Raw genomic sequence first — 20,931 nt, 5'->3', positions numbered from 1 at the left:
GGCCGCCGCCGCGCCCGGCACCGATCCGGTAGCCCCGGCTCCGGCGGCCGCACCCGCCATTCCCGCCGCGACGGCCCCTGCCACGCCCGCACCCCAGACCGCACAGGCCGCGCCGTCCCCCGTCGCCCAGGTCACCGAACTCCCTGCGAAGCAGAGCAATTCGTGGCTCATCGCCGGTCTGGTCGCCCTGGCCGTCGTCGCCACCGGCGGCGTGTTCGGCGCCGGCCGCCTGGCCCGAATCCGGATTCGCCGATGACCGCAGCACCACCGTCGACCGGGCTGCCCGCCTACGCCGACTACGTCTCACATATCGAAAGCGCGCCCCGCCGGGCCGGCAGGCGCTGGCCGTTCATCGTGCTGATCGTCCTCGGCGCCCTGCTCGTGCTCGCCCCCTTGCTCACCGGCATGTTCCCGCGAGCGATCAAGGGCGAGGCCATGATCGAGGCGTTCCGGCCGCACATGAATCCGGTGAGCCTGCGGGACTACCGCGAGGATCTGCGGGTGCTCGACGACGCCCGCACGAACCTGCTCACGCTCCGGGCGAACGGGCAACAGCCCGGCCAGTTCCCGCTCATCGACAAGTTCGTGCGCGACTACCCGGCCATTCGGACGGACCTGACCGGCATGGTCGACCGCATCGACGCCAATCAGGAGAACTACCGCAAGCTCTCGGGCACAACATCATTCGGTGCGCTCCCGTGGCTGCTCGCGCTGCCCGGACTCGCCCTGGTCGCGGCGGGCGGCTTCGGCCTGCGCGCCGCGGCGAACGGCCGGCGCGGACCCGGCTGGTACGGCGTGGCCGCCCTCGCCGGACTCGGCCTGCTGCTGGTGCCCGCCACCGGCGGACTGTTCCAGGCCGCCCCCGCCGCGCAGCCGCTCATCGACGACTTCCGGCCCATCCTGACCACCGATCAGGTCCGCACGGTGCAGGGCTACTTCGTGACCATCGTCGGCGCGGACGGCGAACTGAACAGCCGCTACTCCGGCGCGCTCACCGCCGCGCACCCCGGGGCGGAACGCGCGGGCATCACCGCGCTGGAAACCCGCTGGCAGCCCATGACCGCGAGGTTCGCGAGCCTGGTCGGCGTACTCAACGACAACGTCGAGAACTTCGACGCCGTCGCAGCGCTCGATGATTCGACCCGTCCGCTGGGCGTCACCGCGTTCCGCGTTCTCGGCTGGGGTTTCGTGATCCCCGGCGCGCTCGCCCTGGCGTTCACGGCCGCGGGCTGGCGACTGTCCCGAATCGATTCCCGCCCAGGCGGTTCCACAGGAGGTGCCTCGGCATGAGAGTTCTCGGACGCAAATCCGGACGCGTGCTCGCCGCGCTGGCGGCGGTCACCGCGATCGCGGTGAGCGGCTGTGGCGGCGACGATGCCGGCACACCCGCCGCTGGTCCTGAACAACTGACGGGCCTGCTGCGTTTCACCGCGGGCGCGGTCAGCGGCGACTCGGTGTCCGGCACCTGGTTCCGCATGGTCCAGCCCGGCGGCACTCCCGCCGACGGCCCGTACATGCCCAACGGCGATTCCCCCGCCCAGGGCGGTGCCACCACCCTGTTGGAACCGGGCTCCGAGGGCGGGCTGCGGATCGGCGGCTACCAGAGCGAACCCGTTCCCGCTTTCGCACAGGGCAATTCGCTCGCGGCCTCGATCACCAAGCCGACGAAGTTCTTCGCCGTGGAGTTCGGCACCTCCACCAATCCGGTGGATCCCCAGACCCGCCGACCGGTGCCGCCGCCCACGGTGGTCAACGACAACGGCAGGCTCACCGCCGACCTCTCGGCCTGGGCCGCGTCCTGGAACGATCAGGAATTCAATCAGGGCGCGCCCAAACCCCCGGAGAAGCAGGGTGCCCAGGTCGCGGGAGCCGAACAGGTGCAACGCGTCTGGGACTGGGTGGCCCAGCGCTGGTTCGACCGCCCGAGCGCCGACGCCGCCCAGGGCCCGTCCGCCACCGGCGCCTACGACCCGACAACCCGAGCCTTCACCCTCGAGTGGACCAGCCTCATCGTCGGCGGGCCGTTCAACGGCTTCACCGGCGTCTGGCACCTGGAGGGCACCTTCGAACCCGGCACGACGGCGGGTTCGCCCACCACGACATCAAGGAGCACAGGGCGATGACTACCGCCGAAACCACGAGGCGGCCCGGGGTGGCCGCGGCCATCCGCGCCATCGCCGCCCTGACCGTCATCGGCAGCGCGGCCGCCGTCACGGCGCTGACCGTACTGGATGACGACCAGCGGCCGGTCGCCTCGACGTCCGCCGGACAGCATGCGGGTACTGCGGCGAACGCGCCCGCCGCACCGGTGGCAGCCGCACCGGCAGCGCCCGGTGTCGATGCCCCCGCGGCGGTCCCGCCCGCCGCGACCACAGATCCCAATGCCGTTGTGCCACCCGGTGAAGCGCCGGCGGCCAGTGTGGCTCTCGGGGGACCCGGCGCGACCGTGGCACTGAACCCGGGCGGCGGCCCCGCCGCGTCCATCCCGCTCAACCCCGGCGCCGGCCCCGCGGCATCTGTTCCGTTGAACTCGGCCCCCGGCGCATCGGTGCCGCCGGCCACCGACCCGGGCGCGGGTACCCCGCTCGCCGCGGCCAATCCCTTCGCCACCGCCCCGGTCGACACCCAGCCCGCCTGCCCGCTGGGCTGGCCCGCACCGAAACAGCAGGGCGGACTGGCCTCGCTCATCGGACTGGCGCCCCTGGCCGGACCCTTCTCCTCCGAGGCGTTCGCGCTCGGCTCGGTCTACCAGCCGATCCTGCGCCTGGTCGGCCCGGTGCTGGCCGAGATCTCCCCGGTGATCACCCAGCACCAGCCGCTCATCGACCCCATCATCGCCCAGGTGCAGGGCGTGGAAGCGATTGTGCTGGAAGCGATCCTGCCGTACTACGGCCCCTACCGCGCCCAGCTCATCGCCGCCGAAGGCGAACTGGCCAAGACCCTGGCCCCGATTTTGGACCGGGCCTACAACAGCGAGATCGCCTCCTGCTTCGTGGCCTGGCAGGGCCAGATCATCGACCGGTCCAAGGGCGGCCGCATCACCGTCGCGTCCCTGGCACACCCCGGCACGGTGGTGGAACTCGGCCCGAAGGACTGAACCCCGCGCCGGTGCGCACCGTCCGGTGCGCACCGGCCATCGTGCAGGCCCCGGCGCATGCGCGGAAAGCAGGTCATCCGCCGTCGAGCGGTGGCCCCGGTACTCGGTTGCGCGCGGCTATCCGCGACAGCGTCTCGAGCACGTCGCACCGGTCCCCGCGAACTGTCCCTGGGCGTCGAAACGGCTTCTGCGCGCACTGTTTCGGGCTGGCAACTCGGTGCGGGTTGCGCGGGCAGGCGGAGCCGCTGCGGCGGACTACTGCCCGGCGTCGCGCCATGACCCGCACACTGCCCTGTTTGACCGATTCCGTACGCGTACCGCCCCTGCCCTGACACTTCACCAGCCGAACACTGCCACTGGCCAGTCCCGCTGTGGCAGTTGATGTTCCGTGCTCCGTACCCTGAGATTCCATCTAGGGGGCGAGCAGCGTGAAGATGCGTTTCCTGTTCCTGGCCCTGGCGATGATCATCGCCGCGTCGACCTACGATTACTGCAGGTCACAGGGCTTCTACCCGATAGTCGCCGCGGCGGGTGTCATGGGCACCCTGCTGCTGGTCGAACGAGCGATCCGGTAGACCGGCATGTCGCCGAAAGCGACTCCGGCGCAACCGGAATCGACCGATCGACCCAGGGCGCCTCCGTGCGGGCGACGCCCCGGACCGGTCACAGGTAGCTGCCCACCGCGGTGGTATCCGCCGGCGCGGCCTGAATCCGGGTGGGGTGATCGCGCGCTTCGATCAACTCCGCCAGGGTCATTCCGCCCGCCTCCACCACCGGCTTCGGGCGGTCACCCAGTTCGCGATCCAGCCAGGCGGTCGCCTCCGCGGGCGAGAGCCGCCCGACCTCGAGCTGAGCCAGGCAGCGACCCGGTCGCACCACGGCCGGATGCAGGCGGGACAGGTTCTCGTTGGTGGTGATGGCCACCAGCACGTCCCGGCCCTGTCCCAGCATGCCGTCGGTGAGGTTGAGCAGGCGCGAAAGCCCCTGTCCGGTGGACTCTTTCGCCGAGCCGCGAATCAGCTCGTCGCAGTCCTCCAGCACCAGCAGCCGCCATTTCCGCTTGCTGTCGTCGTAGGTGTCGACCCCGATCGCGACCTCCATGAGGTAACCCGGATTCGAGAACAGCACCTCGGGATCGAGCACGCAGTCGACCTGACACCACTGCGCCCACTCCCGGGCCAGCGCCCGCAGGGCCGAGGTCTTGCCGGTGCCGGGCGGGCCGTGCAGCAGCAGCAACCGGCCGCTGACGTCCTCGGCGCGCAGGGCCATCAACCGGCCCAGGGCCGCGCTGATGTCACCGCTGTAGTTCTGTTCGATCTCGGGCCAGGTGGCCGCGCCGATGGTGCGTTCGCGGCGGCTGAAACCGTGTGCGCCACTGTGCCAGAACCCCATGGACACCTGCGTGTCATCGGCTTCCTCGGCCACGGTGGCGTCCTTGGAGCACACCTCGATCACGGTGCGGGCGAGCTCTTCGGTCACGGCGCTGACGTGCAGCATGGCGGTGCCGTTGGTCCGCCGCAGCACCCGCAGCATCCAGCCCTCACCGGCGGCGAGGACGGTTTTGGTGCTTTCGTCGTCACTGGTGCGCAGGATCCGCGCGTCCTCCGGGCAGAGCGCGGCATCGGGCTTGACCCGCTCGAGTTCGGCGGACAGGGCATGGGGGTGTTCACCGCTCACGAAGGGCGCGAGCCCGAGCGCGTCGATGATGTCGCGCGGCGAGTCCGAGTCGTCCAGGCTCATCACCCACGACATCGCCGCGGGCGTCGCCTCTTCGCGACCGACCAGCCGAAGCCGTTCCTGGGGTGTGGAAGTCATTCCGACGATCATCCGGATTCGACCCGCGCCGGTCCACCGAATATTCGATCATTCCCGCTGTCCGGTTTGTCACCGGTGACAACCGCCCCCGGGGCGATTTTGAGCTCTGACAGAAACCGAGCGCCCGCCCCACGCGAGCGCAAATCCACTGCTACCGTTTGAAATCGTCAGCGTGGAAATATCCAGCGGGCAATGGAATAGGCCGCCTGCTTGCTGTCGCGGTGGCCTCCGACTCCGGCGATGCCGGACCGGGGGCCACTACCGCGGCCGTTCCCGCTGGGCCGCAGTTCATCTCGAACCGGATATTCCGGAACTACTTCGCGCGTTGCGCCGAATGCCGGATGGTCGCTGTACCCGAGTGGAAGAATCGGGATCGCCGCATTCGCTCTCCACGCGGCAGAGGTTGGCCGTGATTCAGTGGGTTGCTGCCGAGCCGGGCTGGTACCGCGGGGTGGCGCCGATGGTGAGTTTTCACCACCACGATGGTGTGCGGAGAAATCGACGACGGAGCGACCAGCGAGCCCGTCGCACATCGAACGCGAAACCACTTGGTACCAAGCATTCTTCGCGCATCCTCAACGATCCACAGTGCGGAATCGAGGAGTCCTCAGATGCAAACGCCCGCCTACACCAGAGGGTATCGAAGCGGCTACCGGCAAGGTTTCAAGCAAGCGATGCTCCACAACCCGGAGAGCGATCCGCCCGTCCCGGTGGCGCCGGCCGGGGTCGGTGATTATCCGTACGGGTTCAGCGAGGGCTACGACACCGGATATCACAATGGCTTGGCCCGGCTCGCCTGCACCGAGGCCCGCGGGCGCTGAGCCGGTCGACCGACCCCCGTTGGCCGCCAATGGCGTCCGCACCCGGGCAGGGGTTGTCCGGGTTCGGCCGCCATTGCACGACAGCGTCTGCACGGCGGCGCAATTCGATTTGAAACGACTCGCGCCGAGTTCTGCGATTCACGCGTATGCGAATTCTCGCAATAGTCGCGCAAATCTAGTGTCCGCCCTAGATTTCGGGGGCGCCGAGCCTGGACCTTCTCCGAACAGGACCACCCTGGCCGGCGGGACACCCGGCACGGTTCAGGCCTGCCACCAGGACAGTACGAACAGGCAGAACGCGGTCGTCACCAGCAGTACCGCCAATGCCTGCGCGAGCCACGGCCGCCAGCGTTGCAGGCGCTCCACGGCGACGTACAGGCCACCGATCAGCAGGATCGGCAGCACCGCCGGAATGATCAGCGCGACCAGCGGCCCGATGATCCAGCCCGCGATGCGGAATTTGCCCCACGTGGTGCCCAGGATCAACGGGATGACGATCGCGCCCGCGAGCCCGCCGACGATCGCCCGCAGCGGTTCCTCGCCGATCCACGGGACGCCGGGGACGCCCGGGGTGTCGAACAGGTCGAGGGTCGACCACAGTCCGAGCAGCACGATGACGAGCAGCGTGCCGTAGAGCGCGGCGCGGTAGTGCAGTTTCTGCAGTGGGCTCCAATCCACCTGGCGCGCATGGTGCATCGTCGCGGCGGTGACCGCCGACCACACCATCCAGCGCCGGATAAGCCCGGTTCCGGTCTTGGCCATGGCATCACGGAAGATCCGGTCCGCCTCATCACGGAAGATCTCTCGTTCGGCGATGTAGCTCGCCGGTTCGTCCCCGTTCAGCACCAGGCCGTCGTGCAGGATCGCCGCGGGTAGATGCGCGCCGGTCTTGGGAACCAGCCACGTCAGGAAAGCAGGCACCGACGTGAGGTCGGTGGTCCAGTTCGCCAGGTCGGCGGGCACCAGAATGGTGCCGACACCGATTCCCGGCGCGTCGTCGTTGTATCCGATCCGCCGCAGTAACCGGAACTCCTCGCGCCGGGTCTCGTCGTTGAACCGCCGATCCAGCACGATCGTGAGATCGGGTTCAGGCTCTTTGCCGGGATCGTCCGGTCCGCCGCCCTCTGGCGCCACCGGCCCGGGCGGTCCGGGCGGCGGCGCCGGGGGTTCGTTCGCCGGGGGCATGTTCACCACTACCGCATCGGGAGCGACCGCGTCGGCCGCCGCCTCGGCCGGGGCCCTGCCCCCGTCGTAGAACGGCCCGCTGTCCTGCTCCACCTGGAGCTTCATCGATCCAGGATGACATCCGGACGATACGAACCGATCTAGTTCCGACGGCGTTTCGCTGTCGGATTCCGCAGCTCAGCCCCTATGGCGGGTTCTGAACGGTGTCAGCGTTCGCGGATGGTGAGGGTCAGCGCGGCCGGTGCCGATACGGTGGGCGCATCGGCCGGGTTCGGAGCGTTCGCCGGGCAGCAGGCGCACCCGCCCGCGGCGGGGATCGACGGAATCGGCTGGGACGCAACGGTCTGCGGAGCCGAGCCGGAGCGCCCGTCCGCGAGCGGCCGCAGGCGCCCCGCCCGGAACGCGTTGGCGATGACGAAGACCTCGGCGATCTCGTGGATGAGCACGACCGTGGCCAGCCCGAGGATGCCCAGCGCGGCGAGCGGAACGAGCGACAGCACGATGGCGGCGGACAGCCCGATGTTCTGGAGCATGATCGTGCGGGCGCGGCGCGCGTGGGCCAGGGCCTGCGGGAGGTGGCGCAGGTCGGTTCCGAGCAGGGCCACGTCCGCGGTTTCCATGGCGACGTCGGTTCCCATGGCACCCATGGCGATACCGACGTCGGCCGTGGCGAGTGCGGGTGCGTCGTTGATGCCGTCGCCGACCATGGCGACCGCGCCGCGCCGCTCGGCCCGGAGCCGGGTGACGAGCTCGGCCTTGTCGGCGGGCCGCAGTTCGGCGTGCACCTCGGTGATGCCGGCGAGGTCCGCGAGCGCCCGCGCGGTGCGGCGGTTGTCGCCGGTGAGCATGGTGACCGAGACCCCGACGGCGTGCAGGCCGGCGATGGCCGCGGCGGCCTCGGGACGGAGTTCATCGCGAATTGCGATGAGACCCAGCACGTCACCGTCGTGCTCGACGACCGCGACGGTCGCCCCGGCGTCCTGCAGGCGGATCACCTCGGGATGCAGTGGCCCCGGATCGACCCAGCCCGGGCTGCCCAATCGAGCGGGCCTGTCGTCGACGCGACCCGCGAGCCCCGCGCCCGGGACGGCCGAGACATCCACGGCGGGTTCGGGATTCGGTGCGGCGGCGAGAACAGCGGCCGCGAGCGGGTGCTCGCTGCGCGCTTCCAGCGCCGCCGCTACCCGAAGGATCCGATCGGCGGGCACATCGATCGCGGGCACGATATCGGTGACCGCGGGCTGATTGCGGGTGAGGGTTCCGGTCTTGTCGATCGCCACCGCCCGCACCGCGCCCAGCGTCTCGAGGGCCGCGCCGCCCTTGACCAGCACGCCGAGCCGGGTGGCGGCGCCGACGGCGGCGACCACGGTCACCGGCACGGAGATGGCCAGCGCGCACGGTGCGGCCGCGACCAGCACGACGAGCGCCCGTTCGAACCAGAGCGCCGGATCACCCAGCAGCGCACCGCATCCCGCGATCAGGGCGGCCAGCACCATGATCACCGGCACCAGCGGGCGCGCGACGCGGTCGGCGATGCGCTGGCGCACGCCCTTGCGCCGCTGCGCGTCCTCGACGATGCGCACGACCTTGGCGAGCGAGTTGTCCTCGACGGTCGCGGTCGCCGCGACGAGCAGCACCCCGTTGGCGTTGACCGAACCGGCGAACACCGGATCGCCGGGGCCGGCCTCGACGGGCATGGACTCGCCGGTGATGGCGGAGGTGTCCACGGCAGAGCGCCCCTCGCGCACGATCCCGTCACTGGCCACGCGCTCGCCCGCGCGCACCACCATGACGTCGCCGACGACGAGCTCCGCGGGTTCTATCCCCCGTTGAACTCCCGCTCGCAACACCGTGATCCGCTCGGGGACCAGCGCGAGCAGCGCCCGCAGACCGCGCCGGGTGCGCGCGAGCGAATGCTCCTCGAGCGCCTCGGTGATCGAGAACAGGAAGGCCAGCGCGGCGGCCTCGGCGTATTCGCCCAGGGCGAGCGCGCCGATCAGCGCGATCGTCATGAGCGTTCCGACGCCGATCCGCCCGTGCCGCAGCCCGCGCAGGGCGCCGGGAACGAAGGTCCGGCCGCCGATGGCGGCTGCCGCGAGATAGACGATGCCACCCGGGGTCTCGGCGCCGAGTTTGCGCGTGAGGAAGCCCGCCACCAGGAGCGCACCCGCGGCCAGCGCCAGTTGCATGTCCCGGACCTGCCACAGCCGCTGATCGCGATCGTCGGCCGGGCGGTGCTCGCGCTCCCCGCAGCATGCCTCGCCCATCAGCAGCATCCTTCGCGCTCGGCGTCCGGGCAGCACGCCGGATCCACGGCCAGCACCAGGCCCAGCAGGTCGTCCAGGGCGCGCGCTATGCGCGGATCGGCCAGTTCATAGCGGCTGCGCCGGCCTTCCGGCACGGCCACCACCAGTCCGCAACCACGCAGGCAGGCCAGATGATTGGACAGGATCTGGCGGGTGACCCCGATGCGCTCGGCCAATTCCGACGGATAGCCGGGTTCGGTACGCAGCGCCAACAGGATCTGCGCGCGGGTGGAATCGGAGAGCGCGTACCCGAATCGGGACAGCGCGTCACTGTGCACCATGGTGGCCATACCCTGACAGTACAGAATATTCTGTACTAATGACGTCCGGGCCCCCGCGCGTCGCCCGGAAACCGCGATACCGAGGAGGATCGCACGGATCGGCGCGACCACCCCGGAGGCGGACGCGATCGCGGCGTGCCACATCCACCGGTCATCCACCACTCGGCCCGCGGCGTGCCCGTTCGGCTTCATGCCCTAGTGTTTTCGCATGTCCGCGACCAGCTGGCAGGGCGCGGTCCTGATCCGTCCGGGCGTATTCGCCTTCACCGGAACGATCGGGCCCACGGACACGCACGCCCATCACGCGGTACAGCTCATGGCGGCCCGGGACGCCATGACCGTCGTCGCCGCCGATGACAGTCGCGGCACGGGAACACAATTCGTGATTCCCGCCGACACCTCCCACCGGATCGAGCGCGGCGCGGACAACGGTGTCGTCGTCTTCCTCGACCCCGAATCCGGCGCCGGGCGCGCCGCCCAACTGCGCGCGCGATCGCTCGGCTGGACGAGCGGAGCGCCGCTGATCCCGGACGCCGCCGACGAACTCGGGCTCGACGGGCTCGTCTCGGCCGTGCTCGAGACGCTCGCCCCCGACGGCGAACACACCGCCGCGACCCCGCGTCACCCCGCCGTCCAGCACGCCCTGGACCTGCTACCCGAGCTGGTGGCCGGCGGAACCGTCGGCACCGCGGACATCGCCGCCCGAGCGGGACTTTCGACCAGCCGGCTCACCCACCTGTTCAGCGCCCAGGTCGGGCTCCCGCTGCGCCGCTACGCGCTGTGGCTGCGCCTGACCCTGGCCATCGCCGAGGTCGCCGCCGGCCGCGATCTCACCACCGCGGCCCATGCCGCCGGGTTCTCCGACAGCGCGCATCTGACCCGCACCTGCCGCGAGAATTTCGGCCTGGCGCCGTCGGCGCTGAGCCGGAACGTGCACTGGCACATCACGCATTCGCTGTAGCCGAATCGTTCAAGCCGAGCGGGCGGGCCGCGGCCCAGTATCGAGCGCATGCACACTCGCACCTTCGTCCAACGCCTCGCACGCTACGGCTACGTACCCCTGATGCTGCTCGGGGTCAACGGCCTGGGCATCGCGCTCGCCGGGGCCGGGGCCCCGAAATACTGGTTGCTGCTTCTGCTGGCGGCGGCGATCGCCCTGTCGTTCACCGTCGAACGCCTCATCCCGTACGAGACATCGTGGAACGGGGAACAGCCGGACAGTCGCCGCGACCGCATCCACGCCGCCGTGAACGAGACCCTGCTGCTGGTGAGCGTGGCCGCCATCCCACTGCTCAGCGCGATCGTCCCCGCGCCCGATCTCTGGCCCGCGAGTTGGCCTTTCGTCGTGCAGGTGCTGTTCGCGATTCTGGTCGCGGATTTCGGCATCACCGTCGTCCATCTGGCCAGCCACAAGATCGGCGTGCTCTGGCGCTTCCACGCCGTGCACCACAGCATCACCCGGTTCTACGGGCTCAACGGTCTGATGAAGCATCCGCTGCACCAGACCGTCGAGATGGCCGCCGGGGTGCTGCCGCTCGTTCTCATCGGCCTGCCGATCCAGGTGGCCGCGGCCCTGGCGCTGGCGACCGCGGTGCAACTGCTGCTGCAGCATTCCAATGCCGACTACCGGGTGGGACCGGCCCGATACCTGCTCGCGCTCAACGCGGGTCACCGCTTCCATCACCTCAAATGGGCGGGTATCGGGGACGTGAACTTCGGCCTGTTCACCCTGATCTGGGATCACCTGTTCCGCACGTACTCCTACGATCCGGCGCGGGTCTTCACCTCCGACCAGCTCGGCATGGCCGCCAAACCGGACTTCCCGGTCGACTACCTGGACCAGCTCACCTATCCGTTCACCCCGGCAGGGGGCGGCCACCCCGTGCCGGAACCGACTCAGGCGTGAGGTTCGATCAGCCCGGAGATCAACGACACCACCCGGTGCGGCCGGGCGGTGTCGGCGAGGGCCTTGCCGTTGGTCAGGATCGCGCCGGATACTCCGCGAGCCGGATCCGACCAGCCGTACTGGGTGGTGAGTCCGCTACGGCCGAAATGGGATCCGGTGTCGCGGCCGAACTTGGAGCGGCGCGCCCCGAGTTCGTAGCCCGCCACCGAAACCCGGCCCGCGACCCCGGGAATCCACGGCGCGGGCTGCACCGCGGTGCGCAGCGTCTCGGGCTTCATGATGCGGACACCGTCCAGCTCTCCTCCGCGCGTGAGGATCTCGTAGAACCGCGAGAGCTCGAAGGCCGTGGTGATCAGATTGCCCGAGGGCAGTTCGGCGGTGAGGAAAGCGCGGGTGTCGGCCTCGCTGGCCGGCCCGGACAGTCCGCCGCCCAGCGCCCGGCCCGCCAGATGCTGCCAGATACGCGACGGGCCGGGGCCCACCTTCACGCTCGGCACGACCTGGTCGACATCGGCCGGATCGACGCCGAAGTTGTTCCAGCGGAACCCGAGCGGTTCCAGGACCCGCGTGCGCAGGTGATCGCGCATGGCGATGCCGGTCGCGCGCCGCACCAGCAGGCGCTGGATCAGGCCGCTGGTGAGCGCGTGGTAGACCCGGAAGCGGCCCGGCTTCCAGCTCGGCTTCATATCGGCCAGCCCGCGCACGGCCAGTTCCTCGTCCAGGATCAGCTCGGTGCCGCGGTACGGCGGAGTGATGAACGGGACGCCCGCCGAATGCGAGAGCACATCGGCGATGGTGATGCGCTGCTTGCCTTTCGCCGCGAATTCCGGGATGTACTCGCATACCGGATCGTGCAGGGCGAACGCCCCCTGCTCGATGAGCATGAACATCACCGCCGCCGAAACGCCCTTCGCCGTGGAGAATCCGCAGAACGGCATGTCGGGGGTGATGAGCCGCTTCTCGGCGTCGGGTCCATCCTTGGGCGCGTTGCCCCAGCCGTGGCCGATGGCGCGGTTCAGCAGCACGTGACCGTCGCGGCGCAGGCACAGCTGGATGGCCGGGGTGGTGCCGAGGCTGTACCAGTCACGCACCGCCGCCCAGATCGTCTCGATCGCGGCCGGGGTGAGACCGGCGGCGGCCGGATCATCCTCGGGTCCGACCGTCGTCACCGTGTCCAGATTCGGATCGACCATCACCATCGCGCCTGGGCTCATTCGCCCAAGGATAGAGATCATCGCGGGCGGGCCGGCGTTTGCGCAGGTCCGAGCCACGCAGCGGAGTCCGGGGACGGTCGGCGGCACGCTCAGCGACCACCCCGCAACCCGCGTATGCGAACATATGTTCGTGTCCGGTCCCGTGAGCAGTGCGAACGACCGCCCCGCGCGGGCGGCGATTCTGCACGCCGACCTGGACTCCTTCTACGCCTCGGTGGAGCAGCGCGACGATCCGCGCCTGCGCGGCAGGCCGGTGATCGTGGGCTCGGGGGTGGTGCTGGCGGCCAGCTACGAAGCCAAGGCGTTCGGGGTGCGCACGCCCATGAACGCCCGCCAGGCCCTGCGGCTGTGTCCGCACGCCATCGTCGTGCCGCCGCGCATGTCGGCGTATTCGGCGGCGAGCAAGGCGGTGTTCGCGATCTTCCGGGACACCACGCCCGAGGTGGAGGGCATCTCCATCGACGAGGCGTTCCTGGATGTGAGCGGGCTGTGGCGCATCGCGGGCACGCCAGTGGAGATCGCGCGGCGGCTGCGCGTGCGGGTGCGGGACGAGGTCGGACTGCCGATCTCGATCGGGGTGGCGCGCACCAAGTTCCTGGCCAAAGTCGCCAGCGCGGTGTCCAAACCGTATGGGCTGCTGGAGGTTCCGCCGGACCGGGAGCTGGAGTTCCTGCATCCGCTGCCGGTGGAACGACTGTGGGGCGTCGGGGCGGTGACCGCCCGCGAGCTGCGGGAGCGGGGCATCACCCGGGTCGGTCAGCTCGCGGAACTGGGTGAAGGACCGCTCAGCGCCGCCCTGGGCCCCGGCGCCGGACGGCATCTGCACGCGCTGGCCTGGGCCCGCGATCCACGCCGGGTCGAGACCGGCAAACGCCGCCGATCGATCGGCGCACAGCGTGCCCTGGGCCGCCGGGTCCGCACCGATGCCGAGATCGAGGCCTACCTGTACGGCCTGGCCGATCGACTCGGGCACCGGCTCCGCGCCGGCGACCGGGTGTGCCGAACGGTCGTGCTGCGCTTGCGCTTCGACGATTTCGCCCGCGCGACCCGCTCGCACACCCTCGCCGAGGCCACCGACAGCGGCGAGGCCATCGCCGGCGCCGCCCGCGCCCTGCTCGCCGCGGCGTTGCCCATGATCCGAGAGCGCGGCCTGACCCTGGTCGGGCTATCCCTGACCAACCTCGAACACGCCGCCACCGTGCAGCTCACCCTGCCGCTGGAGCCCCGCGCCGAATCAACCCTCGACTCGACCCTGGACGCGCTGCGCGATCGGTTCGGCGCGGGCACCGTCACCCGCGCGGCGCTGCTCGGCCGCGGTGAGGGCGTTTCGGTCCCGATCCTGCCCGACTGAGCCCGAAGCGCCCGGCGGCGGGTCGAAGCACGCGATCGTGCGCGGAGACCGGAGACGGCGTGGCGTCCTCGTCCGGGCCACCGGTCCGCACAGCTCGCACCTTCGGCGGCAACCTCGGCTCGGCGGGCGGGCCGGCGAGGTGCTCGGGGTCGGGCTAGCGGGCGCGGGTGCGCAGGGCCAGTTCGCGGTCTTCGAGGATGCGGCGGCGGCGTTCGAGCATGGCGGCCGCCGGTGACGCGCCGGACAGGTGGGCTTCGTACACCGCATGCGCGTCTTCGAGGGCGTCGCGAGCGCCGACTCCGGCGGCGGGCGTGATCGCGTGGTCGGCGTCGCCGATCAGAACCACCGGGTCGGCGGGGGTGGCCGCGCCGGTCAGCGGCACATTGCGCGCGTTGCTGACGTGCACCGACTCCGTGGTTTCCAGGAACGCGCTGATCAGAGCCTGATTGGAAGGTGTTGCCGTGGTGATGGTCTCGGCCCATTCCTCGATCGGGCGCCGGCCCAGGTCGTCACTGCCGGGCAGCGCCTCGCGCGGAACACGCAGGAACCACAGCGCCGCCGGATCGCCCGGGCGCCAAATGTGCCCGAGGGTGCTCGCGGGCCTGCCGTTCTCGATCTCGGCGAAGAAGTGCAGGGTCGCGGGGTCGGTCTTCAGGGTGACCGGGCGGCTGGTCATGCCGTACAGCACGACATCACCGGCGTATTCGGTGCCGCGCTCGGGTTCGAGGCCGGCCCGCACGACCGAGTCGATGCCGTCCGCCCCGACGATGAGTTCGTCCTCGAGCACGGTCGTGTCGTCGCCGCGGCGGAGCACGCAACCGCGCTCTGTCACAGTGACATCGGTGATCGGGGCACCGTAGACGGTATCCACCCCGGCCTCGGCGATGAACTCGCGCAGGATCTGCACCAGCGAATCCCGCATCCAGAAGCGGTGTCCCCGGCCGTTGATCGCCCCGCGCCGGCCCAAACTGTTGGCGTAGACGAGCCCGCCTGCCACCGGATAGGACCCCGCGCGCACCAGATCGCCCGGCACGCCCAGTTCCGAGAGTGCCCGGTGCCCACGGTCATCGATGAACAGGAACGCTCCGCCCCCGCTGTTGCGAGCCTGCTGCTCGAACAGCCGCACCCGTTCCCCACGCAATGCCAATGCCCCGGCCAGCGCCGCTCCGGCGATTCCGCCGCCGATAACCGTCACCATGCGGCAACCCTCCTTGCTCGTCGATGAGAATTCGGTCCCGCCCGATCTCGCGGATGGAACCCCTTCCGTCGCGGCACTTCCCAGAACAAATCGGTCAGTCGCATCCGAGCCTCGACCGGCACGACCCTCCGGACTCCCCCGCCGTTCCGCGCGGATAAGCCCCCACGGGTTGCAGTGTATGCACAGTCGCATCGCGTGCCGGGCGGCTTCTCGGCGAATTCGGGCCGTGCGCTGGATGATTCGCGGTCGCGCAGCGAGTCCGGAACGCGCGCGGCGCATCCCGATGCGGGGCGCGACCGAGATCGGCCTGGAAGAGTGGCCGCAGGTACCGCTGACAATGACGTGGGGAGAGCCAATGTTGGAAGTCGCGCATCTGGTGCGGCGTTTCGGGGACGCGGTGGCGGTGGACGACGTGTCGTTCACGGTGCCGCCGGGCGCGCTGACCGGGTTCGTCGGTGGCAACGGAGCCGGCAAGACCACCACCATGCGAATGATCATGGGCGTCTTGGCGACCCACGGCGGGGAGGTGCGCTGGGCGGGGCGGCCGGTGACGGTCGCGGACCGGCGGTCGTTCGGGTACATGCCCGAGGAGCGCGGGCTCTATCCCAAACAGCCGGTGCGAGACCAGCTGGTGTACCTCGCGCGGCTGCGTGGGGTGAGCGCAGCGGAGGCGACCCGGCGCGCGCAGGAGCTGCTCGAACGCTTCGAACTCGGGGATCGGGCCAAGGACAAGCTGGAATCGCTGTCGCTGGGCAATCAGCAGCGCGTGCAGATCGCGGCGGCGGTGATCACCCGGCCCGTCGCGCTGATTCTGGACGAGCCGTTCTCGGGACTGGATCCGGTCGCCATCGATTCCATGGCCGCGCTGCTGGGTGAGTATGCCGGGCAGGGCGTTCCGGTGCTGTTCTCCTCGCATCAGCTCGATCTAGTCGAGCGACTGTGCGATCAGCTGGTGATTCTCGCGGGCGGACGGGTGGTGGCGCAGGGCTCGGCGGCGCAGCTGCGGGGCGCGGGTCCGCTGCGCTATCGACTCGTCCTGGACGCGGATACGGACTGGGTCCGCGCGTTCGAGGGGATCCGGGTGATCGAGCAGACCGGTTCGAGCGTGCTGTTCGAGCTGACCGGGGCGAGTACCGACGCGCTGCTCACCGCGGCGCTGGGTCGCGGCTCGGTGCGGGAGTTGGCCGAGGTGCGGCCGTCGGTGTCGGAAATCTATCGCGAGGTGACCGCATGAGTATCGAAGACTCGAAACGGGACAGCGCCGCGCCGTCGGGTATCTGGCGCATAGTCGCCGCGCGCGAGATCTCGGCGAAGCTGCACGACCGCAATTTCCTGATCTCCACCATCGTCACCACGCTGCTCATCGTCGGGTCGCTGGTGGTCAGCGGGTTCGCGAGCAATCGCACCGAAACACTCGACGTGGCCGTGACCGGTGCGGACGCGACGCAGATCGTCACGCTGGCGAATCAGCTCGCCGACGCCGCGGACGAGAAGGTGTCGTTCGTCGCGCACACCGTGCCCGACCTCGCCGCGGTGACCGCGCAGGTGCGCGACGAGTCCGCCGATGTCGGGCTGGCCCCGGACACGAACGGCTGGAAGCTGTACGGCAAGGCGGCCGAGAACGAGAACGCGGGCACCTATCTCACCGCGGCCGCCGGGCAGCTCGCGGTGCAGCGCAACGCGGCCGCCGCGGGGACCTCGGTCGAGCAGCTCTCGCGCGGCGGGGCGGTGGACTACGACGTGCTCGAACCGGGCGCGATCGATCCCGGTCTCGCGAAGATCGTCACGCTGGTGTTCGCGTTCGTGTTCTACCTGGCCTCGATCATGTTCGGCCTGGCGATCGCGCAGAGCGTGGTCGAGGAGAAACAGAACCGGATCGTGGAGATTCTGGCCAGTGCGATTCCGCTGCGGCAGTTGCTGATCGGCAAGGTGGTCGGCAACACCGTGATGGCGCTGGGGCAGCTGGTCATGTTCGCCGCGGCCGGGTTGATCGGGCTGGCGGCCACCGGCAAAGGCGGGCAGGTCGGTCAGATCGGCGGGGCGGCGGGCTGGTTCCTGGTGTTCTTCGTGGTCGGGTTCCTGGCGCTGGCGAGCATGTGGGCGGTCGCGGGGGCGCTGGCCACGCGCAGCGAGGATCTGCAAGCCACCTCCACGCCGCTGTCGATGCTGATCATCATCGTGCTGCTGGGCGGGTTGCTGATCACCGGGACCGGGCGCGTGATCGCGTCGTACGTGCCGATCATCTCGATCGTGGCCATGCCCGCGCGCCTGGCCGAGGGGTCCGCGGCCTGGTGGGAACCCATTGTCGCGCTGGCGATCATGGTGATCGCGACCTACGGGATCGTGGTGACCGCGGAGAAGGTGTATCGCCGGTCGCTCATGCAGACGCAGGGGCGGTTGACCATTCGGCAGGCGCTGCGGGTGCAGGACTGATCCGGATCAGCCGGGGACGGGGGCGGTGGCGATCAGGAATCCCTTGGGATCGCGCCACCGCTGCCCGGGATTGGCGGCGAACCAGGCTTCGAAGTCCTCGGTGATCTGCTCCAGGATGGCGGCGCGGTGCGGGCTGTCCGCGGCGATGCCGCAGAAGGAGAACATCGCCTCGGCGAAGTCGATGAGCGGGGCCGGGGTGTCGAAGACGAGCGCGTCGTCGAAGCGCTCGATGCGGCTGTAGGGGAAGACCTGTCGCAGCAGTCCGGGCAGGGTGCGGGGGCCCACGGTGAAGGCCAGTTCGCCGATGGGGGCGAGGCCGTAGGCGCGGGCGCGTTCGAGGATGACCGCCTGGGTGCGGGCGTAGCTTTCGGTGAGGTTGATCGCCACGACCACCGTGCCGCCGGGTTTGGTGATGCGCCGGAATTCGTGCAGCGCGCGCAGCGGGTCGGGGACGTGGTAGAGCATGTGGCGGGCGGTGGTGCGGTCGAATTCCGCTGTGGCGAAGGGCAATTGCTCGGCGTCGCCGACGATCGCCGCGGCCCCGGGAATCCGGCTCACCGTCGCGACCATGCCGGGTGAGGTGTCGAGTCCGACGATGCGGCCGCGATGTCCGCGCTCGAGCAGGTGGGCCAGGAAGCGGCCGTCGCCGCAGCCGATGTCGGCGAGCGTCTCTTCTCCGTTGAGGCGCAGCGCTTTCAGCACCGCGGCGGTGGGATCCGCGCGCCGTTCGCTGTAGTTGTCGTGCGTGGCCATGCGCACGCGCAGGGCGGCGGGCGAACCGTATTCGGACGAGAGTGTGGGACCGGTCATGACGGGTGTCCTTCTCGAGAATCGAGCCTCCCATCCTCTCATCGGAACGGGTGAGATCACCCGGAATCCGATGCGGCAGTGCGCGAGTTCGCCCGCGCCGGTGCCGTAGGGTCGGGGCCATGACCGGTGAGAGGGAGTCGCAGGCCGTCGTGCCGTTCGAGGCCGATCCGGTGATCGCGGTGCCGGACGCGGTGCGTACCGAGCTGCGGCGCGGGGTGCGCAGTGTCCTGGTCGATTCCGCCGCACTGCGGTTGGTGCGCGAGCGGTTCGACGCCGAGCAGGCCGGGGCGCTGCGGCGCTACCTGGAGGCTTCGCAGTCGGCCAACACCGTGCGGGCCTATCGCACGGATTGGATCGCGTGGGCCGGCTGGTGCGTGACCGAGGGCCGGCAGGCGCTGCCCGCGGACCCCCTGGACGTGGCGGTCTATCTGGCCGCTGCCGCCGACGCCCGTCGCGAGAACGGTGAATGGGCTTTCAGCGCGGCCACTCTCGAACGCAAGGCCGCTGCTTTGGCCGCGGTGCACGCGGCGAACGGGCTGCCGTCCCCCACTCGCGCCGACGTGGTGCGCCTGACCCTGCGCGGAATTCGCCGAACCCGCCGCACCCAGCCCAAGCGCAAACGGCCGGTCCTGCTGCACACGCTCGATCAGCTGCTGGGCGAGCTCCCCGCGCCCGGGTGGCCGACCGAACCGGCCCGCCGCCGTGACACCCTGCTGCTGCTCGCCGGTTTCGCGGGCGCGCTGCGCCGCAGCGAGCTGGCGGGCCTGCGCATCGCGGATGTCCGGGTGGTCACCGACCACACGAGCGGCGAACCGCTGCTCCTCATCCAGTTGCCCACCACCAAAACAGATCCCACCGGCATTCACGAACAGCGTGTGGTGCTGCCCCGCGGCAAACATCCGCACACCTGCCCCGTCTGTGCCTTCGCCGACTGGATTCGCCTGCGCGAGGCACATTCGGCCAACCCCGAAACCCTCGCGGCCTGGCTCGCGTCCACCGAGCCCGCCCCCGCCCACATCCACCGCTGCCACGGCTTCACCGGCACCACCCTGACCGATCCGTCCCTCCCCCTGTTCCCCACGATCACCCGCCACGGCGGCCTCGCCCCCACCGCGATGTCCGGCCGCGCGGTGGCGGAACTGGTGAAACGCTACGCGGCCCGCGCGGGCCTGGACCCCGCCCTGTTCTCCGGCCACTCCCTGCGCGCGGGCTTCGCGACCCAGGCCGCCCTGGGCGGCGCGAGCGACCGCGAGATCATGCGCCAGGGTCGCTGGTCCAACCCGCGCACGGTGCACGGGTACATCCGGACGGCGAATCCGTTGGAGGACAACGCGGTTACCAAATTGGGGTTGTGAGGGGTCGAGTACTGGTAGTCGAATACAGACCACCCCTTGAACAGTCATTACGTGACTGCGAACGCCAGTGGCGGGCTACGACGATCATCGTTGCGCGTACCGGTGTAACTGGGACCGGTACGCGCAACACCTGCGAATTTGCCCGCGTAGGTCAGTGATAGAAGCTGACCAGATCCAAACCGTTCTCCGTGCAGAACAGGCACCACTCGCGCAGTTCCGCAATGGCTCGGGCGACGCCGCGGTCCTCGACAGTCGACAGATCGACGTCTTCGAGTGCCTTTGCGAGCGGCACCATCTCCGCGCGGGTGAGGTGCCCGATTGCCGGGAAGTCGTCGATCTGTGGCAGTTGGACAGGGGATCCGGAGTACGCCAGGTCGTTGGGATCGAACTGCACACCCAGCCCTGCGAGGGCCTCTCCGATCATGTCGAGTCCTCGCGATCCGACCGGGTACCAGTGCCCGTTGTTCAAACTGCCGCCGAACCGCTCGCACAGGATTTTCAGCGCATAGCCGTACTCGAATCCTTCGCTGCCAGTAGCCGGTCGCGAGAAGAACAGCTCCTCCAGGGCGGTACGACGGTCCTCGGACTCGAGGCTGGATCGATGGACCTGAACCATCCAGTCGAAGAACTCCTGCGGTTCGGCCGCGAACGTGGACGGCGCACGTAGAACCTCGATCTCTACCGCATAGGCCATAATCCCGTATCCCACTTGCCGTTCCCCCGGTTCCGGTTTTGCGTTCAGTCGACTGGCACAGCGCCAGCCGCTCGCACAGTATCGCGAGCCTCCGACACGGAACCATCCATTCGGTAGGTGCGGAGGAGTCCGCGACGCTCGCCGATACGATGTGGGAAGTGGTGCTGGTTCTGGCAGCGACGATAGTCCTCCCGCTCTAGTCGAATCCCGCTGCGAGGCAGGATGTGCCGGCCGTCTCGCTACCTGTCGCTACCTCCCTGTTGGTACCAACCACTCCGATCGGTCCGACCCTGCACCGGCCACGGACTGACCCATTCGAAGGTTGACCCGACTCAGCCTTCGACCACTCCACGCTGACCGGTTCAGACAGCGCGATCAGCGGTGCGGGCTCAGGTGGTGATCGCAACACCTAATCGAGTGCTTCTGATGGTGTGCGGAATTGAAGGGCGGCGCCGCTCTCAGCGG

General features: G+C 69.9%; 20 protein-coding genes. 12 read left to right on the top strand and 8 right to left on the bottom strand.

All coding sequences use genetic code 11. The features are described 5' to 3' along the window. The 5 genes from ABZ319_RS08335 to ABZ319_RS08315 form a co-directional block, all read left to right on the top strand. The coding region (locus ABZ319_RS08335) for a hypothetical protein (RefSeq protein ID WP_354985659.1) at positions 1 to 256 on the top strand (256 nt) is incomplete at its 5' end. Next, the gene (locus tag ABZ319_RS08330) at positions 253 to 1,290 is read left to right on the top strand and encodes a hypothetical protein (protein WP_354985658.1); all 1,038 of its coding nucleotides are present in this window, start codon (positions 253 to 255) and stop codon (positions 1,288 to 1,290) included. The genes ABZ319_RS08335 and ABZ319_RS08330, both read left to right, overlap by 4 nt. Then, entirely contained in the window at positions 1,287 to 2,123 is an 837-nt protein-coding gene (locus tag ABZ319_RS08325; RefSeq protein ID WP_354985657.1) for a hypothetical protein, read from the top strand. The genes ABZ319_RS08330 and ABZ319_RS08325 overlap by 4 nt, the downstream gene beginning before the upstream one ends. Then, complete coding sequence (locus ABZ319_RS08320; RefSeq protein WP_354985656.1) at positions 2,120 to 3,097, top strand: hypothetical protein; 978 nt, start codon at positions 2,120 to 2,122, stop codon at positions 3,095 to 3,097. Before ABZ319_RS08325 ends, ABZ319_RS08320 begins: the two co-directional genes overlap by 4 nt. 428 nt (positions 3,098 to 3,525) lie before the next feature. Next, positions 3,526 to 3,672 carry a hypothetical protein gene (locus ABZ319_RS08315; protein WP_354985655.1) on the top strand — a complete coding sequence of 49 codons (147 nt, stop codon included), beginning with the start codon at positions 3,526 to 3,528 and terminating at the stop codon, positions 3,670 to 3,672. An 88-nt stretch (positions 3,673 to 3,760) separates the two neighbouring features. On the opposite strand, the gene ABZ319_RS08310 is transcribed toward ABZ319_RS08315, so the two are convergent. Further along, positions 3,761 to 4,912, bottom strand: coding sequence for a DUF5925 domain-containing protein (locus ABZ319_RS08310; RefSeq protein WP_354985654.1), 1,152 nt, complete (start codon positions 4,910 to 4,912; stop codon positions 3,761 to 3,763). 674 nt (positions 4,913 to 5,586) lie between these two features. Between ABZ319_RS08310 and ABZ319_RS08305 the strand changes: the two genes are divergently transcribed. After that, positions 5,587 to 5,733 (top strand): hypothetical protein, encoded by a 147-nt coding sequence (locus tag ABZ319_RS08305; RefSeq protein ID WP_354985653.1) that lies wholly within the window; start codon positions 5,587 to 5,589, stop codon positions 5,731 to 5,733. 261 nt (positions 5,734 to 5,994) lie between these two features. On the opposite strand, the gene ABZ319_RS08300 is transcribed toward ABZ319_RS08305, so the two are convergent. The 3 genes from ABZ319_RS08300 to ABZ319_RS08290 form a co-directional block, all read right to left on the bottom strand. Further along, a complete protein-coding gene (locus ABZ319_RS08300) occupies positions 5,995 to 7,023 on the bottom strand; it encodes a DUF1353 domain-containing protein (RefSeq protein ID WP_354985652.1) in 1,029 nt (342 codons plus the stop codon). A 101-nt stretch (positions 7,024 to 7,124) separates the two neighbouring features. Further along, positions 7,125 to 9,185: a cation-translocating P-type ATPase gene (locus tag ABZ319_RS08295; RefSeq protein ID WP_354985651.1), complete on the bottom strand. Its 2,061-nt coding sequence runs from the start codon at positions 9,183 to 9,185 to the stop codon at positions 7,125 to 7,127. Continuing rightward, positions 9,185 to 9,514: a metalloregulator ArsR/SmtB family transcription factor gene (locus tag ABZ319_RS08290; protein WP_354985650.1), complete on the bottom strand. Its 330-nt coding sequence runs from the start codon at positions 9,512 to 9,514 to the stop codon at positions 9,185 to 9,187. The genes ABZ319_RS08295 and ABZ319_RS08290 overlap by 1 nt, the downstream gene beginning before the upstream one ends. Positions 9,515 to 9,713: 199 nt before the next feature. Between ABZ319_RS08290 and ABZ319_RS08285 the strand changes: the two genes are divergently transcribed. Continuing rightward, complete coding sequence (locus ABZ319_RS08285; RefSeq protein WP_354985649.1) at positions 9,714 to 10,466, top strand: helix-turn-helix transcriptional regulator; 753 nt, start codon at positions 9,714 to 9,716, stop codon at positions 10,464 to 10,466. Between the two features lie 48 nt (positions 10,467 to 10,514). Further along, positions 10,515 to 11,411, top strand: a complete 897-nt coding sequence (locus tag ABZ319_RS08280; protein ID WP_354985648.1) for a sterol desaturase family protein — start codon at positions 10,515 to 10,517, stop codon at positions 11,409 to 11,411. Here ABZ319_RS08280 and ABZ319_RS08275 read toward each other — a convergent pair. Continuing rightward, positions 11,402 to 12,625, bottom strand: coding sequence for a serine hydrolase (locus ABZ319_RS08275; protein WP_354985647.1), 1,224 nt, complete (start codon positions 12,623 to 12,625; stop codon positions 11,402 to 11,404). The genes ABZ319_RS08280 and ABZ319_RS08275 overlap by 10 nt on opposite strands. A 142-nt stretch (positions 12,626 to 12,767) precedes the next feature. Here ABZ319_RS08275 and dinB point away from each other — a divergent pair, with 142 nt between their 5' ends. Then, positions 12,768 to 13,976 (top strand): DNA polymerase IV, encoded by a 1,209-nt coding sequence (dinB, locus tag ABZ319_RS08270; RefSeq protein WP_354985646.1) that lies wholly within the window; start codon positions 12,768 to 12,770, stop codon positions 13,974 to 13,976. A gap of 154 nt (positions 13,977 to 14,130) precedes the next feature. Here dinB and ABZ319_RS08265 read toward each other — a convergent pair whose 3' ends face one another. Further along, positions 14,131 to 15,174 carry an FAD-dependent monooxygenase gene (locus ABZ319_RS08265; protein ID WP_354985645.1) on the bottom strand — a complete coding sequence of 348 codons (1,044 nt, stop codon included), beginning with the start codon at positions 15,172 to 15,174 and terminating at the stop codon, positions 14,131 to 14,133. 355 nt (positions 15,175 to 15,529) lie between these two features. Here ABZ319_RS08265 and ABZ319_RS08260 point away from each other — a divergent pair, with 355 nt between their 5' ends. Together ABZ319_RS08260 and ABZ319_RS08255 are read left to right on the top strand one after the other, a co-directional pair. Next, the gene (locus tag ABZ319_RS08260; protein WP_354985644.1) at positions 15,530 to 16,408 is read left to right on the top strand and encodes an ATP-binding cassette domain-containing protein; all 879 of its coding nucleotides are present in this window, start codon (positions 15,530 to 15,532) and stop codon (positions 16,406 to 16,408) included. Then, entirely contained in the window at positions 16,405 to 17,607 is a 1,203-nt protein-coding gene (locus ABZ319_RS08255) for an ABC transporter permease (protein WP_354985643.1), read from the top strand. The genes ABZ319_RS08260 and ABZ319_RS08255 overlap by 4 nt, the downstream gene beginning before the upstream one ends. 6 nt (positions 17,608 to 17,613) lie before the next feature. On the opposite strand, the gene ABZ319_RS08250 is transcribed toward ABZ319_RS08255, so the two are convergent. Further along, entirely contained in the window at positions 17,614 to 18,417 is an 804-nt protein-coding gene (locus tag ABZ319_RS08250) for a class I SAM-dependent methyltransferase (RefSeq protein WP_354985642.1), read from the bottom strand. 119 nt (positions 18,418 to 18,536) lie between these two features. On the opposite strand from ABZ319_RS08250, the gene ABZ319_RS08245 reads away from it, so the two are divergent. Then, positions 18,537 to 19,772: a site-specific integrase gene (locus ABZ319_RS08245; RefSeq protein ID WP_354985641.1), complete on the top strand. Its 1,236-nt coding sequence runs from the start codon at positions 18,537 to 18,539 to the stop codon at positions 19,770 to 19,772. A 151-nt stretch (positions 19,773 to 19,923) separates the two neighbouring features. On the opposite strand, the gene ABZ319_RS08240 is transcribed toward ABZ319_RS08245, so the two are convergent. Further along, the gene (locus ABZ319_RS08240; protein WP_354985640.1) at positions 19,924 to 20,466 is read right to left on the bottom strand and encodes a hypothetical protein; all 543 of its coding nucleotides are present in this window, start codon (positions 20,464 to 20,466) and stop codon (positions 19,924 to 19,926) included. Positions 20,467 to 20,931 lie beyond the last annotated feature (465 nt).

This window comes from Nocardia sp. NPDC005978 (assembly GCF_040614455.1).
Lineage (GTDB): Bacteria > Actinomycetota > Actinomycetes > Mycobacteriales > Mycobacteriaceae > Nocardia.
This window is presented reverse-complemented; position numbering and strand designations above follow the sequence as displayed.